Source organism: Pseudomonas anguilliseptica (assembly GCF_021375795.1).
GTDB lineage: Bacteria > Pseudomonadota > Gammaproteobacteria > Pseudomonadales > Pseudomonadaceae > Aquipseudomonas > Aquipseudomonas anguilliseptica_A.
On sequence record NZ_JAEIOI010000001.1, the window covers coordinates 1315356 to 1333120 of the forward strand.

The 17765-nt window shown below is 56.1% G+C and carries 12 protein-coding genes; all 12 read left to right on the forward strand.

Translation table 11 applies throughout. From position 1 onward, the window contains the following. The first annotated feature begins 245 nt into the window (after nucleotides 1–245). The 12 genes from flgJ to fliD all read left to right on the forward strand — a co-directional run bounded on the left by flgJ (nucleotide 246) and on the right by fliD (nucleotide 17765). Entirely contained in the window at nucleotides 246–1418 is a 1173-nt protein-coding gene (gene flgJ / locus IOD17_RS06095) for a flagellar assembly peptidoglycan hydrolase FlgJ (RefSeq protein ID WP_233684176.1), read from the forward strand. A gap of 6 nt (nucleotides 1419–1424) precedes the next feature. Then, nucleotides 1425–3464 carry a flagellar hook-associated protein FlgK gene (flgK, locus tag IOD17_RS06100; protein ID WP_233684177.1) on the forward strand — a complete coding sequence of 680 codons (2040 nt, stop codon included), beginning with the start codon at nucleotides 1425–1427 and terminating at the stop codon, nucleotides 3462–3464. Between the two features lie 41 nt (nucleotides 3465–3505). Further along, nucleotides 3506–5185 carry a flagellar hook-associated protein 3 gene (locus tag IOD17_RS06105; protein ID WP_233684178.1) on the forward strand — a complete coding sequence of 560 codons (1680 nt, stop codon included), beginning with the start codon at nucleotides 3506–3508 and terminating at the stop codon, nucleotides 5183–5185. A 167-nt stretch (nucleotides 5186–5352) separates the two neighbouring features. After that, nucleotides 5353–6417 carry a class I SAM-dependent methyltransferase gene (locus tag IOD17_RS06110; protein ID WP_233684179.1) on the forward strand — a complete coding sequence of 355 codons (1065 nt, stop codon included), beginning with the start codon at nucleotides 5353–5355 and terminating at the stop codon, nucleotides 6415–6417. Nucleotides 6418–6515: 98 nt separating this feature from the next. Beyond that, nucleotides 6516–7205: a class I SAM-dependent methyltransferase gene (locus IOD17_RS06115; protein WP_233684180.1), complete on the forward strand. Its 690-nt coding sequence runs from the start codon at nucleotides 6516–6518 to the stop codon at nucleotides 7203–7205. After that, nucleotides 7205–8398: a DegT/DnrJ/EryC1/StrS family aminotransferase gene (locus IOD17_RS06120; RefSeq protein ID WP_233684181.1), complete on the forward strand. Its 1194-nt coding sequence runs from the start codon at nucleotides 7205–7207 to the stop codon at nucleotides 8396–8398. The genes IOD17_RS06115 and IOD17_RS06120 overlap by 1 nt, the downstream gene beginning before the upstream one ends. Further along, nucleotides 8395–9594 (forward strand): DegT/DnrJ/EryC1/StrS family aminotransferase, encoded by a 1200-nt coding sequence (locus tag IOD17_RS06125; protein ID WP_233684182.1) that lies wholly within the window; start codon nucleotides 8395–8397, stop codon nucleotides 9592–9594. Before IOD17_RS06120 ends, IOD17_RS06125 begins: the two co-directional genes overlap by 4 nt. Before the next feature lie 11 nt (nucleotides 9595–9605). Beyond that, nucleotides 9606–10310, forward strand: coding sequence for a WbqC family protein (locus tag IOD17_RS06130; protein ID WP_233684183.1), 705 nt, complete (start codon nucleotides 9606–9608; stop codon nucleotides 10308–10310). Between the two features lie 55 nt (nucleotides 10311–10365). Continuing rightward, the gene (locus tag IOD17_RS06135) at nucleotides 10366–14004 is read left to right on the forward strand and encodes a glycosyltransferase (protein WP_233684184.1); all 3639 of its coding nucleotides are present in this window, start codon (nucleotides 10366–10368) and stop codon (nucleotides 14002–14004) included. Nucleotides 14005–14265: 261 nt separating this feature from the next. Beyond that, nucleotides 14266–15765 carry a flagellin gene (locus IOD17_RS19370; RefSeq protein WP_325175659.1) on the forward strand — a complete coding sequence of 500 codons (1500 nt, stop codon included), beginning with the start codon at nucleotides 14266–14268 and terminating at the stop codon, nucleotides 15763–15765. 72 nt (nucleotides 15766–15837) lie between these two features. Beyond that, on the forward strand, nucleotides 15838–16230 hold the full coding sequence (locus IOD17_RS06150) for a flagellar protein FlaG (RefSeq protein ID WP_233684185.1): 393 nt from the start codon (nucleotides 15838–15840) through the stop codon (nucleotides 16228–16230). Between the two features lie 74 nt (nucleotides 16231–16304). Continuing rightward, a complete protein-coding gene (gene fliD / locus IOD17_RS06155) occupies nucleotides 16305–17765 on the forward strand; it encodes a flagellar filament capping protein FliD (RefSeq protein ID WP_233684186.1) in 1461 nt (486 codons plus the stop codon).

The following is a 17765-nucleotide window of genomic DNA, read 5'->3' on the forward strand; positions in this document are numbered from 1 at the left end:
CGATTGCGTTGTTGCCTGAGCGCGTGTCAGGCAAGGCGCAGCCCGCAGGCAATGGCCACTCCCTTGGCAAGGGCTGTAACGCGGCATGGCACGCGCTCAGGCACAACCCGAAGGGCCGGGCCAGCTTTTGCGCAGAGCTGCGTTCTTCGTCGCTCATTTGGAACAACCAAACTTCGCTCCTCACGCCTTGCCCTGCGCAAAAGCTGGCGCCGGCGCAACGGCGAAATAACTGAGGTCACGCCCATATGGACTCTCGTCTTTCAGCCGGTTTGCTCGGTGGCACTTCGACCGTCGACAGCGGCGCCTTCACGGATCTCAATCGCCTTAACCAGTTCAAGGTCGGTGGCGACAGCGACAAAAACATCAAGAAGGTGGCTCAGGAGTTTGAGTCGCTGTTTCTCAACGAAATGCTCAAGGCCATGCGCTCAGCTAACGAGGTGTTCTCAGAAGGCAACTTCTTGAACAGCAACGAGAGCAAGACCTATCAGGATATGCATGACCAGCAGTTGTCGGTGACGCTGGCCAACCACCAGAACGGCATTGGCCTGGCCGACGTGCTAGTGCGGCAGATGTCGAAACTCAAGGGTGGCGCGGACCGTCCGAATCCATTTGCCCAGGTCAACGAGCCGGTGCCGAGTGCGCCGAGCAAACCATTGGCCAAGGTCGACAGTGGCCGTGATGACACCTCTCTGATCAACCAGCGCCGCCTGGCCTTGCCTGGCAAGCTGACTGACCGTTTGCTGGCCGGCATCGTGCCCTCGGCCAGTGTTGCCGACGGTCAGCCGCTGGCGCAGAACGACTGGATCCCGGCCAAATCCTTTGCCGCGCCAGCCGATACGGCCCTGGGCCTCAATGGCACCGACGCCATTACCGGCCGGCGAATTGCCCAGCCACCATTGGCACCGGGCAAGGCCGCTTTTGGCTCCAAGGATGAATTTATTGCCGCCATGCTGCCGATGGCCGAGAAGGCCGCCGACAAGATTGGCGTCGATCCTCGTTATCTGGTGGCCCAGGCCGCACTGGAAACGGGATGGGGCAAGTCGATCATTCGTCAGCAGGATGGCAGCAGCAGCCATAACCTGTTCGGCATCAAGACCCACAACAGCTGGGATGGCGAATCGGCGCGAGTACTGACCACTGAATTCAAGGGTGGCAAGGCAGTCAAGGAAGCGGCGTCTTTCCGCGCCTACGAGTCCTATGCACACAGCTTTGAAGATTACGTAAGTTTCTTGCAGGGCAACGGTCGTTACGAAAAAGCCCTGGCTGTGACAGACAAGCCTGAGCAATTCGCCCGCGAACTGCAGAAAGCCGGTTATGCCACCGACCCCCAATACGCCCGCAAGATCGCTCAGATCGCACGGCAGATGCAGACCTATCAGACAGTAGCGGCAGTCAGTACGCCGTCCACCAACGGATGATGAATCATGGCTGACCTACTCAATATTGGCCTGTCCGGATTGGCCGCGAACAAGACCTCGCTGGCAGTCACCGGGCATAACATCACCAACGTCAATACTCCGGGTTTCACACGCCAGGAGACTATCCAGTCCACGCGTACCCCGCAGTTCAGCGGGGCCGGCTATATCGGCTCGGGCACCACGCTGGTTGATGTGCGGCGCATCTATAACGAGTTTCTCAACACCCAGGTGCGCAGTAGCACGGCGTTGAGCAGTGATGTGCAGTCCTATCTGGGGCAGATCAACCAGCTCGACTCCTTGCTGGCGGGCAGTACCACAGGGATCAACCCTGGCTTGCAAAAGGTCTTTGCGGCCCTGCAAACGGCCGCTGAGGACCCGGCTAATATTCCGGCCCGGCAGCTGGCGCTGTCCGAATCCGAAGGGTTGGCCAAGCGCTTCAACACCGTATACGACCGCCTGTACGAGCAGAACGCCTTTATCAACAAGCAGCTGTCTGCCGTCACTGATCAGGTCAACCAGTTGGCCACCTCTATTGCTGGCTATAACGATGCCATTGCCGTGGCCGCTTCCAATGGCAAGCAGCCCAATGACCTGCTGGATGCCCGTGAAGAGGCAGTGCGTAAACTGTCGACTTTTATCGGCGTCACCGTGGTGGCGCAGGACGACAGCAGCTACAACCTGTTTATCGGGTCCGGACAGCCGCTCGTGGTGGGTAACAAGGCTTCGCGTCTGGAGGTGGTGCCAGGCTTGTCCGACCCGCTGCGCAGCGAAGTGCAGTTTGTCAGCGGCAACTCGCGGCAGGGTATTACCTCGCTGATCACCGGTGGCGAGATGGGCGGTCTGATCCGCTACCGCGAAGACGTACTGGACACCACGCTCAACGCGGTCGGGCGTCTGGCGCTGTCGGTGACCGATCAGGTCAACCGCCAGCTGGGGCAGGGCCTGGACCTAAATGGCCAGTTTGGCAACGGCCTGTTCCGCGATCTGAACGATCCGCTGCTGATCGGTCAGCGCAGCCTGGCGCGGGTGGGTAACAGCGACACCACGGCCAACCTCAATGTGCTGATCGAAGACACCACCCAACTGACCACCAGTGATTATGAAGTGGAGTTCACCAACGCCACGGATTACACCGTGCGGCGGATCAGTGACGGCACCAGCTTCGGGCCGTTCGATATCACAGTCGTGCCGGCCGCCGAATTTGATGGCGTGTCGTTGAATGTGGCCAGCGGCACCTTTGCTGCGGGGGATCGCTTCCGCATCATGCCCACCCGCAATGCCGGTCAAGACATCCGCGCCGATATGAAACGGCCGGAGGAACTGGCATTTGCCGCGCCGCTGAAATCACAGACCAGTCCGGCAAATATTGGTACGGGGGTGATTACTCAGCCGACCCTGAAAACCGAAATCGACATCTACGATCCTGTGGCCCAGGCCGATCTGGAAACCAGCCTGCGTAATGCGCCGCCGCTGCGCATCGTGATGGGCGCCGGCGGTGGTGCGACTCAGGGTTATGATGTGGTCGATATCAACGGCAACGTCATCGACACCGGGGTGATCGTCCCCGGCCAGAACAACAAGCTGACCATCACCGTGCCCGCCACAGCGGGGCCACCTGCAGTGCCGGTGCCGTTCGACTATGAAGTGACCATCAGCGGTCGGCCGCAGGGTGGGGACAACTTCTCGGTGTCTTTCAACACCAACGGCGTCTCGGATAACCGCAACGCGCTGAAACTGATCGACCTGCAAAATCGCGCCACTATTGGCATCAACCCCTTGGCTCCGGCGACCACCGGTTCCAGCTTTACTGATGCTTATGGCGATCTGGTGGAGCGGGTTGGCACCTTGACCAGTCAGGCGCGGGTCGATGGTGAGGCCACTGGCGCTATTCTCAAGCAGGCGACCGATAACCGCGATTCGGTGTCGGCGGTCAACCTCGATGAGGAAGCGGCCAAGCTGATTCAGTTCGAGCAGTACTACCAGGCATCGGCGCAGATCATTCAAGTTGCCCGTAACCTGTTCGATACACTGATTAATACGTTCTGATGCACCCTATGCTGTGCTGAGAGAACCTTGAGGTTAGCTTTATGGTCATGCGCATCTCCTCGATCCAGGCGTTCAATAACGGTGTCAGTGGCCTCGGGCGCAACTATTCCAACTTGATCCGCACCCAGGAGCAGATCAGTAGCGGTAACCGCATCCTCACCCCGGCTGACGATCCGGTGGCCTCGGTACGCCTGCTGCAACTCGAGCAGCAGCAGGCCGTGCTGGGGCAGTACAAGGAAAACCTCACTGCCGCCAAGAACAGCCTGACCCAGGAAGAAACCACCATCACCTCCGTCGTCAATGTCCTGCAGCGTATTCGCGAGCTGGCAGTGCAGGCAGGCGGTGGCGCATTGTCGGCGGATGATCGCAAGTCGATTGCCAAGGAGCTGGCCGAGCGTGAAGACGAGTTGCTTAACCTGATGAACAGCCGCAACGCCCGCGGTGAATACCTGTTCAGCGGTTTTCTTGGCAAGACCGAGCCGTTTCTGCGTAATCCCGATGGCACCTATTCTTATCAGGGCGACGAAGGGCAGCGCAGCCTGCAGGTCGCAGGTTCCAGTAGTGTGGCAATCAACGACAACGGCAAACGTTTGTTTGAGGATGTCAGTAACGCCAACCGCATTCTGAATGCCCTGGGCGTCAATAACCCGGCATTGCCGACCCCGCCGCTGCCGGCGACTACCATTCCTGGTATACCGGCGGCAGATCAGCGGGTGTTTATTTCTCCGGGTTTGGTGCAGGACAACCAGGCCTTCAACAGCGATTTCCGTTCAGGTGAGCCGTATTCGCTGGCCTTTGTCAGCGGCAAAGAGTTTCGCATCTATGACAGCGCTGGTGCCGATGTGACCTCGGAAATTCCGGGTGGCGGCAAGATCGATCCACTGGTCAGCGGCGGCAATACCATCAACTTCCGCGGCATGCGCTTTCAGTTGGATGTGGTGTTACAGCCTGGCGATAACGAACTGGATCTCGACAACCTGCTGGCGGACACTGCCACTGCCGGTGCGCCGGGTATCAATACCCACAGCTTTACCCTGCGCTCGGCACCGACCGACTTTGCCGTCAATCGCTCCTCGACTAACACCTCAGCCGCGATCGTGGCACCAGCCGGTATCAGTAACCAGGCCACATTCGACAGCCAGTTTCCGACATCCGGGGTGGTGCTGCGCTTTACCGATGACACCAACTACGAGGTCTATTCCCAGCCGGTTGGCCCAGGCAGCCCTGTACTGGCCACCGGTACGGTAGCTGGGCCATATCCGGCGACCTTCAGTGTATTTGGTGCCGACTTCACCCTGTCAGCCCCGGCAGCGGTTGCTGGCGGCGACGAGTTCGGCCTGCAGCCACAGTTTCAAGAGCAGCGCAGCATTCTCAACACCATCAGCCGCTTGCGTCAGGCGCTGGAATCATCACCGACATCCCCAGCCGGTAACCTCGGTGTACGTAACGAAGTGGCGATTGCCTTGACCAACCTGGATAACGGTATGGGCAAGGTCTTGGAAGTGCAGACGGAAATTGGCGCGCGCCTGAACCTGATCGAAACCACCGAGATTGATAACGAGGACGTCACCCTGGTCAACAAGTCGGTGCAGGCCGACCTGCGCGAACTGGATTACGCCGAAGCGCTTTCGCGCCTTTCATTTCAGACCATCGTTCTTGAGGCTGCGCAGCAGAGCTATGTGAAGATTGCCGGGTTGAATCTGTTTAATCAGTTGCGCTGATCCCCCTCCGTAAGCGCACTATCCTTGTGCTTACTCTCGTACTGAGTTGGCTAGCATTTTGCAAATACCCTAATCAGTGCGGTCTTTGGCCGAATCATTGACGTTTTTTCTGGCGTCACCTGATAAGTTTTCGGGTGTCTTCGGCGTATGCCGAGTACGGGGCTTTTATGGCGAATGATCTGAAGGTAATCAAAGAGCAAGCCTACGAGGCTTTTGCCGCTGGTGACCTTACTGGCGCGCTGGTGCTTCTTGAACAGGTCCAGCAGTCCATTGGACTTTATGCCGAACTGGCCAATGATCTGGCCGTGATCCATTACAAATTGGGTGATACACCGAGCGCCCTGCAGTTTTTTCGCCAGGCCCTGGCACTGCAAGGTGAAGGCGAACATCTGGTTGCCAACAACCTACTTGGTATTCTCGAGCAGCATGGGCAGCAAACAGAATTACCACCCTTGAAACCTGCACAACGACAACCAGTAGCCGCGGCGGTTTCTCAGAACCGAGCCCCAGCGCCTTATCCCTGCCCTGTATGCAAGCAAGTGAATGTCACGTTTGCTGCGATTCCCGAGTTCTATCGAGAGAATGCCCGACGTCATGGTTTCGTGCATTACGGCCAGGGCGAAATGACAGCCCACGATAGCTATACCTGCACGCGTTGCGGTGCTACTGATCGTGAGCGCTTGTACGTCTATTGGATGGAACTGGAGGTGGCTGCCGGACGTTTGCGTCAAGGCGCCAAGGTCATGCACTTCGCGCCGGAACAGGCGATGTCGCGGTTGATCCGTGGCAGCCGTTTTTTCGACTATGCAACCGCAGATTTAGTCATGAAGGGAGTGGACTATCAGGTTGATCTGATGGACATTCCGTTTGCTGACGATGCGTATGATTTCTTTATTTGCAGCCATGTACTTGAACATGTAGCCGATGATGGCAGGGCTATTCGTGAGCTGCGCCGTATCACCCGTGGTGGTGGCTGCGGCATTCTAATGGCTCCAATCATCGTTGGTATCGAGCACACTATAGAAGACCCAGGCATTACCGATGACGCCGGACGTTGGCGTCTTTATGGGCAGAATGATCACGTGCGGTTATACGCCCACGATGATTACGTGCGCAAAATCGAGGACAACGGTTTCAGCGTCGACCAGTACGGTATCGACTACTTCGGTGCTGAAGCGTACACGGCAATGGGCCTGAAACCGAGCAGCATTCCCTATATTGCACGCGCATAACGGCATGGTGGGATCGCCTGGCGGATGACCTAAGCTTTTGGTGGCGGCTATCCGCAGGTGGTGGTCAATTTAATCGCAGCAGGTAGGGGTGAACTCCCGTGGAATCAGATTTCAAGGAATATCCGAAAACTCTAGCTCCCGATGACTTCTGGGGGCAGATCAAACGGTCGGTCAATGGCCAGCCTGTTTCGGAAGAACAGATTCAACTGATAATTGCGACCATCAAAAATGCGTTGGCCTTCCAGCCAGGCGATCGCCTGCTGGATCTGGCCTGCGGCAATGGCGCTCTATCGCGCTATTTCTTTGATGATTGCGCCGAAGTCTATGGTGTGGACTATTCAGAGGTGCTGATCGAGGTAGCCAAGCGTTATTTCGAACAGCTACCGCTACGACGTTTCGATCTGGCTGACGTCGGCGAGTACATAACTGCCGAGACTGATCCGGCGCGTTTTACCAAGGTGCTGTGCTATGGCAGCTTTCCATATTTCCCCGAGGCTACTGCTCGCCTGGTGTTGAACACGTTGTGCCGCGATTACAGCCAGGTCGAGCGGGTGTTTATCGGCAATCTTCCGGATCTCGCGCGTTATCAGGATTTCTACACCGATGGCCTTGACCATACTGCCGAACTCAAGCACTACGACTCGAAAATCGGCATCTGGCGCAGTGCCGAAGAGTTTTGCCAATTGGCCGCCGATTGTGGCTGGCAGGCGCATATCCAGCGTATGCCCAAGGGCTTCTACACGGCGCACTACCGCTATGATGCTCTGCTTGAGCGCGCGCGCTCATGATGCTCAAGTCCAGTTGTGATGAGCTGGCGCTGCTCGGCGGACAACCGCTGTTTGACTTGCCGCGCTCGACGTCGAGCTTGGTTCAGCCGGATTTTGAACGTTTCCTGGAGTATTCGCGCACCTTCTACGAGGCGCATCAGTTCACCAATAACGGGCCTCTGGTGCAGCAGTTGGAGCGGCGCTTAGCCGAGTTTCACCAAACTAACCACTGTGTGACTTTTTGCAGCGGCTTCTGGGCGCTGGTGTTGGCGATCAAATGCTTGGCGTTGCCGGGGCGTCGGGAAATCGTTATGCCTTCGCTAACCTATCGGCGTATGGCCGATGTGGCCGCCTGGGCCGGTCTGGTGCCGCGCTTCTGTGAAGTCGATCCGCATACCCTGGCTTTGAGTGCCGACACGGTGCGTCCGCACTTGAACGAGCAGACTGCGCTGATTCTCGGCGTGCATCCGATCATGAATTGCTGCGATGCAATTGGGCTGGAGGTGCTGGCCGAGGAAAGCGGCATTCCGCTGTTTATCGATGCCGTTGAGTCGGTCTATGAAACCTATGCCGGGCGCAAAGTGGGCAATTTTGCTCGAGCCGAGTGTTTCTCGCTGCATGCCAGCAAGCTGCTCAATGGTTTTGAGGGCGGATACATCACCACCAACGATGCCGAGTTGGCGGCCAAACTGGTGCGCATGCGTGGTTTCGGTTTTTACACTCCGGATAACGTTCAGGAACTGGGCATGAACGCCAAACTTAACGAAGTGCATGCGGCCATGGCCTTGGCCGGACTGGATGCTTTGGACGTGCAGGTGGCGCGTAATCATGAGCGTTACTTGGCTTACTGTCAGAAGCTGACGGGCTTACCGGGCTTGCGCCTTGTCGAGTTTGACGAAAGTCAGCGGAGTGGATTCAAGAACATCCTGATCGAGTTGCTCGACGATTGGCCACTGTCCAGGGCGCAAACCCTTAGCCTGCTCAACGCAGAGCGTATTCTCGCCCGCGCCTATTATTCCCCCGCGCTTCATCAGAAACCTACCGATTACCCAACCATCGGCGGCTCGCTGCCGGTGACCGAGTGGCTCGCCGAACGCTTTGTACTACTGCCTTGCGGCCATTTTGTCGACGAGCATGACATCAATGCCATCGTTGCCATGCTGGGCTTTCTCCATACCCATGCCGCTGAACTGCGTCAGAGGGTTGTCGTATGAGCGCCGTCGAACTCGCTATCCTCGGCGCCGCGCCTGCGTTCGAGCAGTCGCTGCCGGTCGGTCAGCTGTATTTTCCCGAATGGTCCGCTTATGAAGCAGCCATGCGCGGCATCTTCGAGCGTCAGTACTACACCAATCAGGGACCGTTGACCCAGCAACTGGAACAAGTGTTGCAGGAGCGTCTTGGTGTGCGTCATGCCATTTGCGTCACCAATGCCACCATTGGTCTGCTGATGGCCGCCGATGCTCTGGGCCTGCGCGGTAAGGTTATTACCCCAGCGTTCTCCTTTATAGCCACCTCGCAGTCGCTGACTTGGGCGGGTCTGGAACCGCTGTTCTGCGATGTCGATTCCTTGACCCATCAGCTCGATCCTGCTCGTGTGGAAGAGCTGCTGGAAGACAACGATGTCAGCGCGATATTGGCGGTCAACTTGTGGGGTGATGTCTGTGCCCATGACCGACTGCTTCAGCTCGCTGAGCGTCGCGGCGTGCCGCTCTACTACGATTCAGCTCATGCCTTTGGTTGCGCAGTGCAGGGCAGATCGGTCGGGAACTTTGGTGACCTTGAAGTATTCTCCTTCCACGCCACCAAAGTGTTGAGCGCCGCCGAAGGTGGTTGCGTGTGCACCAATGATGATGAACTGGCTGCGCGTCTGCGCAATATCCGAAGCAGTTACGGCGCCGGGCACCCGGTGCATGTCAGTCGTACCGCCAACGGCCGCATGTCTGAAGCGCAGGCGGCAATCGCTTTGCTCAGCCTGGATAATTTCGCTCAGACCCTCGAGCGCAACCGAGAAATTTTCTCGGCCTATCGCGATGCTTTGGCCGGTTTGCCGGGTTTGCGTCTGATCGAGCCGCAGGCGGTGAGCGTGACCAATTACCAATATGTGGTCTGCGAGATTGATGCCGAATGCTTCGGCCTCAGCCGTGATGAGCTGCAGGCGGTGTTGCGCGCGGAGAACGTGTTAGCGCGGCGTTATTTTTCCCCCGGCATCCACCGCTGTACGCCCTATGACGAGCGTTACCCGCAGGTGGCAGAACGTCTGCCAGTAACCGAGGCGTTGTGTACCAAGGTGCTGCAGTTACCGATCGGCCAACCGATAGACGTGACCGGTGCGCGGCTTATCGGTCAAATTGTCCGCACGGCTCAGGAACAAGCCGCCAGTATTCGCCGCAATATGGGAGGGCTGGGGTGAGATTGGGTATCATGCAGCCGTACTTCTTCCCGTACCTCGGTCACTTCGCGCTGATCGCCCATACCGAACGCTGGGTGGTTTTTGATGTCAGCCAGTACACTCCCAAGTCTTGGATGAGCCGTAACCGCGTGCTGCATCCCCAAGTTGGTTGGAACTACATCAACGTACCTCTGGCCAACTCATCTATTGCCATTGCGACGCATGAAGCTCGCGTGCAGGACTTGCAAAAGACCCGCGTCAGCGTGCTCGGCAAGCTGACCCACTACCGGCGCAAGGCACCGTTTTATGAGCAGGTGGTGCAGCTGGTGAATCATACTTTTGACGCGGTGGCGAGTGAGTCGCTGGTCGAACTTAACGTGCAGGGGCTGGTGGCGGTATGCGCCTATCTCGAGCTCCCGTTCGATTATTCGGTCTGTTCGGAGCTGGGCTTAGAACTGCAACATATCGACAGTCCTGGCGGTTGGGCTCCGGAGATCAGCCAGCAGCTGGGCGCTAGCTTCTATCTGAACCCTCCTGGCGGTCGTGATCTGTTCGATCCGCAGGCTTTCTCCCGTCATGGTATCCAGCTCGGCTTTATGCAATTCGACGAGTTCCGCTATGACACCGGGACTTATGCCTTCGAGTCGGGGCTGTCGGTGCTCGATGTATTGATGTGGAACAGCCCGCAGAAAGTGCGCGAAGTGCTGAGCAGTCACTCCCATATTCTCGATGCTTGAAATGAATCGCCGTGGCGCTTTAGCCACCCGCATTGATTCACTAAGGAAAACGCACGTGAGCAACCAACCCCTCGTTAGTATCGTGATTCCCTCCTTCAAGCCACGTCACTTCGAGGCGGCGCTGCTCAGTGCGTTAGCCCAGAGTTATCAACGACTGGAAATCTTGGTCAGCGACGACTGCCCGGACGAGGGTATCCAGCGCATTCTTGAGCGCCATCTCGGGCACAGTCGCCATCCGATCAGGGTAATTCGCAACCGGCCAGGTCTTGGTGGACTGATGAACTACACCCAGTGTGTGGTTGAGGCTCAAGGCGAGTTCGTCAAATTCCTTAATGATGATGACATTCTGCTGAATGACTGCGTTGCGCGCATGGTCGAGGTGTTTCTCAGCCATTCCGAAGTCAGTTTGGTGACCAGTAAGCGTTTGCTGATCGATGAATGCGGGCTACCCCTAGCGGACATTCCGGCCACTTGCAACCCCTTTGTCGAAGACAGTTTGATCCATGGTGAGGATCTCATCTCCTACCTGTCTGAAGGCCCCATGAATTTTATTGGTGAGCCCAGCACGGTGATGTTCCGCCGTGCGCACCTGGCAGACATCACACCAAACGTCTGTTGCCTTGGTGGTCAGACGGTGCGCGCCATCAACGACCTAGCCATGTATGTCAACGTGCTGCGTCATGGCGGTTTGGCCTATTTGTGTGAGCCGCTCTCCTGCTTCCGCAAACATGCCGAGCAGCGTCAACAGCAGGGCGATATGCTGCCGTTGTGGCGCAAGGGTGTGCAGGTCTTTGCTACGCAAATCCGCTCGATGGGGCTTTATCGTCCTCAGCCCGAAGGTCAGGTTCGTTGCCGTGCGCTCGGAGACCAGGCTGCTGACTGGCATTTATTTGCTTTACGTCAGCGGCTGGCCGATGAGGCGGCGCGTTTACCCCAAACACAGCCAGTGTTGACCCCTCCAGCGGTTGCCTTACCAGCCACCCTCTGCGACGCAGGCGGTGTTCCTCTTATCGTACCGGACAGGCCTGAATTGGTACGTTGGTTGGAAGCACGTCTGCCGACGCCTATACAGAATCAACTAATCAATGACTATCTCTGCCAGCATGCTGGCGGTCCGCGTTTAGGTATTTTGATTCTTGACCTGCTGGGTGATACGCAGCAGCTAATGAAGACGATTCGTAGCTTAGGTCTGGAACAAGGGCTATACGCCACACTGAAAATCATTGCGCTGACGACTGCTGATGCGCCACTGACTCAGCCAGAGGCCAAATTGCACTTCGTTTCCGTCAGGCCGGATGACTACGTAGATGCAATCAACGAGGTGGCGCGGACGGCTGACGTTGATTGGTTGATGTTGGTTGATGCTGGTGAAGAATTCACCCCTAGCGGCCTGATGATAGCGGCTCTGGAGTTGGTAGATTCAGACGGTTGCCGTGCCATTTATGGTGATGAGTTGCAGCGTATGGCAGATGGTGCGCTTGGTGCGGCCTTCCGTCCAGGTTTTAACCTGGACATGCTGCTCAGCTTTCCAACTGTTATGGCGCGGCACTGGTTATTTCGTCGTGAAATCTTCGTCGAGGCGGGTGGCTTTGATGCTCGATTTGCTAGCGCGCTGGAGTTCGAATTACTACTGCGCTTGATTGAGCAGGGGGGGATGGCTGGGTTTGGTCACGTCGATGAGCCGTTATTGATAACCACTGCTCCCACATTGATAGACAGCGCTGACGAACAGGCGGCCTTGCTGGCACACCTGCAACGGCGTGGTTATACCGAGTCACGGTTGTTGCCTAGTCTTCCGGGGCGTTATCGCATCCGCTACGGTCATCGCGAGCAGCCGTTGGTTTCGATCATCGTGCCGACCAAGGACCAGTTGCCAATCTTGCAACGCTGCGTCGAGAGCCTGCTGGAGAAAACCGCTTACGCAAATTACGAGTTGCTGATTGTCGACAATGCCAGCGAAACGGCTGAAGCGCGTGCCTGGCTTGCCGGTGTGGAACAGATGGGTGAAGAAAAGGTGCGGGTATTGCGTTATCCACACCCGTTTAACTACTCGGCTATCAACAATATGGCGGCCCGCGAAGCGCGTGGCGAGTATCTGGTACTGCTGAATAATGACACTGCAATTATCAGCGAGACTTGGCTTGACGAACTGCTCAACCATGCTTTGCGCCCTGAGGTGGGAATAACCGGCGCCAAGCTGCTTTATCCGGACGGTAAGATTCAACACGCCGGAGTTGTGCTAGGGCTGCGCGGGCCAGCCGATCATCCCTTTATTGGCGAGCCGATGAACGCCCCAGGCTATATGCAGCGGCTGGAAGTTGATCAGAATTACAGTGCAGTTACGGCGGCTTGTTTGATGATCCGTAAGTCTATCTATGAAGCGGTTGGTGGGCTCGATGAGCAGCGCTTTAAAGTGTCTTACAACGATGTTGATCTGTGCTTGAAGGTTCGTGAAGCCGGCCACTTGATTGTGTGGACGCCGCACTCGGTCGTTATGCACGAAGGTAGTGTGAGTCAAAAACGGATTGAACCGAAGGCTGCCGAAGCGAAGCGCAAACGCTTCGCTGATGAACAGGATGCAATGTATGAAAAGTGGTTGCCGGCTCTTGCTAGCGATCCTGCCTATAACCGCAATCTTTCGCTCAATGGTCGTGGCTTTGATCTTGAGCCGGATGTACAGCTGACCTGGCGTCCGCTTGTTTGGAAGCCGTTACCTGTTGTACTGGCGCATCCTGCTGATCCCTGGGGCTGCGGTAATTATCGGGTCATCCAACCATTCAAGGTTTTGCGTGAGCAGGGCAAGGTAGATGGAATGCTGTCATACGGTCTTTTGCACGCAGTTGACCTGCAGCGTTATGACCCGGACGTACTGATTCTGCAGCGCCAGATTGGCGATGATCGGTTGGAAGCCATGCGTCGGGCTAAGGCGTTTTCTCGCGCATTCACGGTCTATGAGCTGGACGATTATCTGCCTAATCTGCCAATGAAGAGCGTACATCGCGAACGTATGCCGAAGGATATTTTGCGTTCGTTGCGCCGGGGCTTGAGTTATGTCGACCGCTTTGTGGTTTCTACCGATGCTATGGCGGAGGCATTTTCGGGCCTGCATGACGATATCGTCGTGGCCAGGAATTGCTTGCCTGAAGAGTGGTGGCGGGGGTTGTCGAGCCAGCGTCGACGTGGTCAGAAGCCTCGCGTCGGTTGGGCTGGTGGGATCAGTCATAGCGGTGACTTGAGTTTGATTGCTGATGTGGTCAAAGAGCTGGCCAGTGAGGTTGATTGGGTCTTTCTTGGCATGTGTCCTAAAGAAATTCGTCCCTATGTCAAAGAAAGCTTGGATGGCGTCGATATAGAGCTTTATCCGCAGGCGCTTGCACGTTTGGATCTTGATCTTGCTCTGGCACCGGTCGAGCAAAACCTGTTCAACGAATGTAAAAGTAATTTGCGGCTTCTTGAATATGGTGCGTGTGGTTTCCCCGTTATCTGCAGTGATGTGCGTTGTTATCAGGGAGACCTGCCTGTAACCAGGGTCAAGAATCGCTTTAAGGATTGGGTGGATGCGATTCGCATGCACATCAATGATCTTGATGCAGCCGCTGCACAGGGGGATGCATTACGTGCGCGGGTTCTAAGCGAGTGGATGCTTGACGGACAAAATCTCGAACGCTGGCGTGCAGCTTGGTTGCCAAGTTAACTCGAGCTCGAAAGGGCAGAAATTGTGCGTAAAGGCTAGCGAAATTACGCCGGCAACCCGTCAGCAGGGCTGTCTGCCTCTGCTGTGTGAGCTAAGTGATTGCTGGGGATAGAGAAAAAATTATTGCAGAATTCTCTAAAGCTCCGGCATGGGGTGCCGATAGAAATACCGAATGCGAACATTTTGGGCGCCTGAGTATGCAGGCCCATGCGTCGCACACTCAGGCACACAAGTAAGCAAGGTCCTTCGGAGGAATACACCATGGCCCTGACAGTCAACACAAACGTTGCGTCCCTTAACACTCAACGTAACTTGAATAGCTCGTCCAAAGGTCTGGATACATCCCTCCAGCGCCTGTCTACTGGTTTCCGTATCAATAGCGCCAAAGACGACGCTGCTGGTCTACAGATTTCCAACCGTCTGACCAGCCAGATCAACGGTCTGAACGTTGCTACCCGAAACGCCAACGATGGTATTTCCTTGGCGCAGACTGCCGAAGGTGCGTTGCAGCAGTCGACCGGTATCCTGCAGCGTATGCGCGACCTAGCGCTGCAAGCCGCCAACGGCTCTAACGGCGCGCAAGAGCGTGCAGCCCTGCAAGGTGAAGTGGCGCAGTTGCAGCAAGAGTTGAACCGTATTGCTGATACCACCAGCTTTGGTGGGCGTAAGATTCTTGATGGCACCTTCGGCTCGCAGAGCTTCCAGGTGGGGGCTAATGCCTACGAAACTATCAACGTATCGATTGGTTCTTCGGATGCTAGCCGTATCGGCATCAACCGCTTTGATTCCAGCGGTATCGCGGCAACCAGCTCCAGTGGTGGCTTTGCTGCTCTGAGCTCAGGTACTCAGGGCTACCAGGGCACCAGCGGTACAATCGTCGGTAAACTGGGCACGGCTAACTTCACTTACAACACCGCCAGTGGTGGTGCGATCTCCGCACGTGATATCGCCAGCTCAATCAACAAGGTTTCGGACAGTACAGGTGTAACGGCCAACGCCCGTAACCTGACTCAAATGTCCGGTGTTTCCTCGGGTACCGTATCGTTCACTCTGTACGGCGCTAATGATAAGGCCGGTACTGGTGTAGCCATTTCGGCAAACGTTACTGATGCTTCTGATCTTTCCAGCCTGGCAGATGCAATCAACAAGGAAACGGGCACTACCGGTATTGCTGCCAAGACCAGCAGCGGTGGAACTCTTGAACTCATCAGTGACCGCGGTGAAAGCATTATCATTGAAAACTACACTGACAGTGCCGGCTCTGGCGGTTCTGCAGCCTTGTTCGCCTTTGGCTTTGATTACGATGACGGCGGTGAAATTGCGACTAGCGGCTCCTTGTCTGCCGGTGGCGCGCGTACTGATGGCGGTGTGCAGATTGAGGCGGCGGATGCCTTCTCTGTTACCGGTATCGACGCGACCTTTGGTACTGCAGGCTTCAGCCAACTGAACTCGGTCGCCAGCATCGATATCAGTACAACGGCGGGGGCGCAGAGTGCTCTTGGGATCGTCAATGGTGCGATATCCAATATTGACAGTCAGCGAGCTCAGTTAGGTGCGGTGCAGAATCGCTTCGAGAACACCATCTCGAACCTGCAGAACATCTCTGAGAACGCCTCGGCTGCCCGTAGCCGGATTCGTGACACTGACTTTGCCGCCGAAACATCGGAACTGACCAAGAACCAGATCCTGCAACAGGCTGGTACTGCGATCTTGGCCCAGGCTAACCAGTTGCCACAGGCTGTGCTCAGCCTGCTCGGTTAAGGGTAAAAGCGCTAGACTGCGGGGAGAAGGGCTTAGCTCTTCTCCCCGTTCCCTCATTCTGAGGAGAGAATTATGGACATTGGTTTTATTCAAAGTTCGCCTGCATCCACCGTTGGTGCTTCTAAAGCAGAGCGTGCGCCAAATGCTTCTGCCAAGGTTGTGGCCGATGCTGTTGAGGGTAAGCCTTCTGAGGATGCTGCAACCGGTAGTGCCGTAAAGGTTGAAAGTGGTACTGCGGCCTCTCGCGAAGAAGTCGAGGCAGCAGTTGCGACGATTCAGGACTTTGTCCAATCGGTTCGTCGTAGCCTGAACTTCTCCCTCGAAGAGGGCAGTGGGCGTGTCGTGGTCAAGGTTACTGATGCAGGATCGGGCGATGTGATCCGGCAAATCCCTTCTGAAGAAGCGCTGCAACTGGCAGAGAATCTTTCGGAGGTCCGTAGCTTGTTATTCAAAGCCGAAGCCTGATCTGCGGGTTGGCACGGCTTTTGACTATTAACACCTCTATGGTGTTTTTAGTCATTATTTTGGCGAGGTGAAACATGGTCGGGATTACTGGGATTGGCTCAGGGATCAAAATCGACGAAATCGTCACAGCGTTGGTCAATGCCGAAAGGGCACCCAAGACTAACCAACTGGACCGTCTCGAGAAGACCACTGTTGCACGTATATCGGCAATGGGCTCACTAACCAGTGCGCTGAATACCTTCAAAACTGCCGTCGATTCGTTGAACAAGACATCTTTGTATGAGTCGCGAACGGCAAGTTCTTCCAGCAGCAGTGTCCTTAAGGTTACTGCCGCAACCACTGCTCCTGCGGGTAATTACAACGTTCAGGTCAAACAGTTAGCGACCAGCAGCAAGGTGGCATTGCAATCGGTCACTGGCGGTAATACCGCGACGTTCAATAGTGGATCGTTGACTATTTCTACCGGCAGCTCGAGCTTCGACGTTGACATTACTGCAGCTAATAACACCTTGGCCGGTATGCGCGATGCAATCAATGAGGCCGGAAAAGCATCGGGTGTTAGCGCCACCATCATCACGGATGACTCTGGTTCACGCTTGGTCTTGAACTCCACCAAGAGCGGTGGCGGCAATGATATTAATGTCGTGGCCAGTGAAGATAATGTGACGACTGGGGCTAATGCGCTGACGACTCAGTCGTTTTCACCGACTGTCGATCCCGGCAATGCCGATGCCTTTCTGAAGCCTAATTCCACTACGGGCGCTGGCGGTGTTATCACCAAAGCGCAGTCAGCCAAGATATCCATTGATGGTCTTGAGTTGGTGCGCAACACCAACCGCATTGAAGACGCTCTCGAAGGCGTAACGCTTGATCTCACAGCGGCGCAAAGTGCTACAGATCTGGCGGATGGAAAAACCATCAGCGTCACTGTTGGCGTCGATAAAGGCAGTGTGAAAACCAACCTGCAGAAGTTTGTCGATGCCTACAACGCATTGATTAACACGACATCCCAGCTGACCGCTGTTGTCCCTGTCGATGGCGGTAAGCCGGTAACCGGGCCTTTGCTCGGCGATTCATCCATACGCAATGTCTTGTCCAGCCTGCGTAATGAAATGGTCGATATGACCGGCAAGGGTGGTGTTAAGGCGCTTGCAGACTTAGGTATTACGTCTGACTGGAAAACAGGGCAGCTTAAGCTTGATGACAGCCAATTGACCAAGGCGCTGGAAGGCAACTTTGATCAGGTTGCCGGTTACCTGGCGGGCGATAATGGCCTGATGGGGCGCTTGTCCAAATCTGTTGGCGCTTATGTGGGGACTGGCGGTGTGCTCAAGCAGCGCACAGACGCCTTGCAGGTCACCAAGCTTAGTGTCGATGAGCAGCGCAAGGCATTGGCTGTTCGCGTTGAAAGCTTGCAGACACGACTGTATGCCCAGTACAACGCCATGGACTCCCTGGTCGGGCGTTTGCAAAAAACCAGTGAGAGCCTGGCTAACCAGCTTGCCAGCCTGCCAGGCTTCGTGAAAAAGGATTAG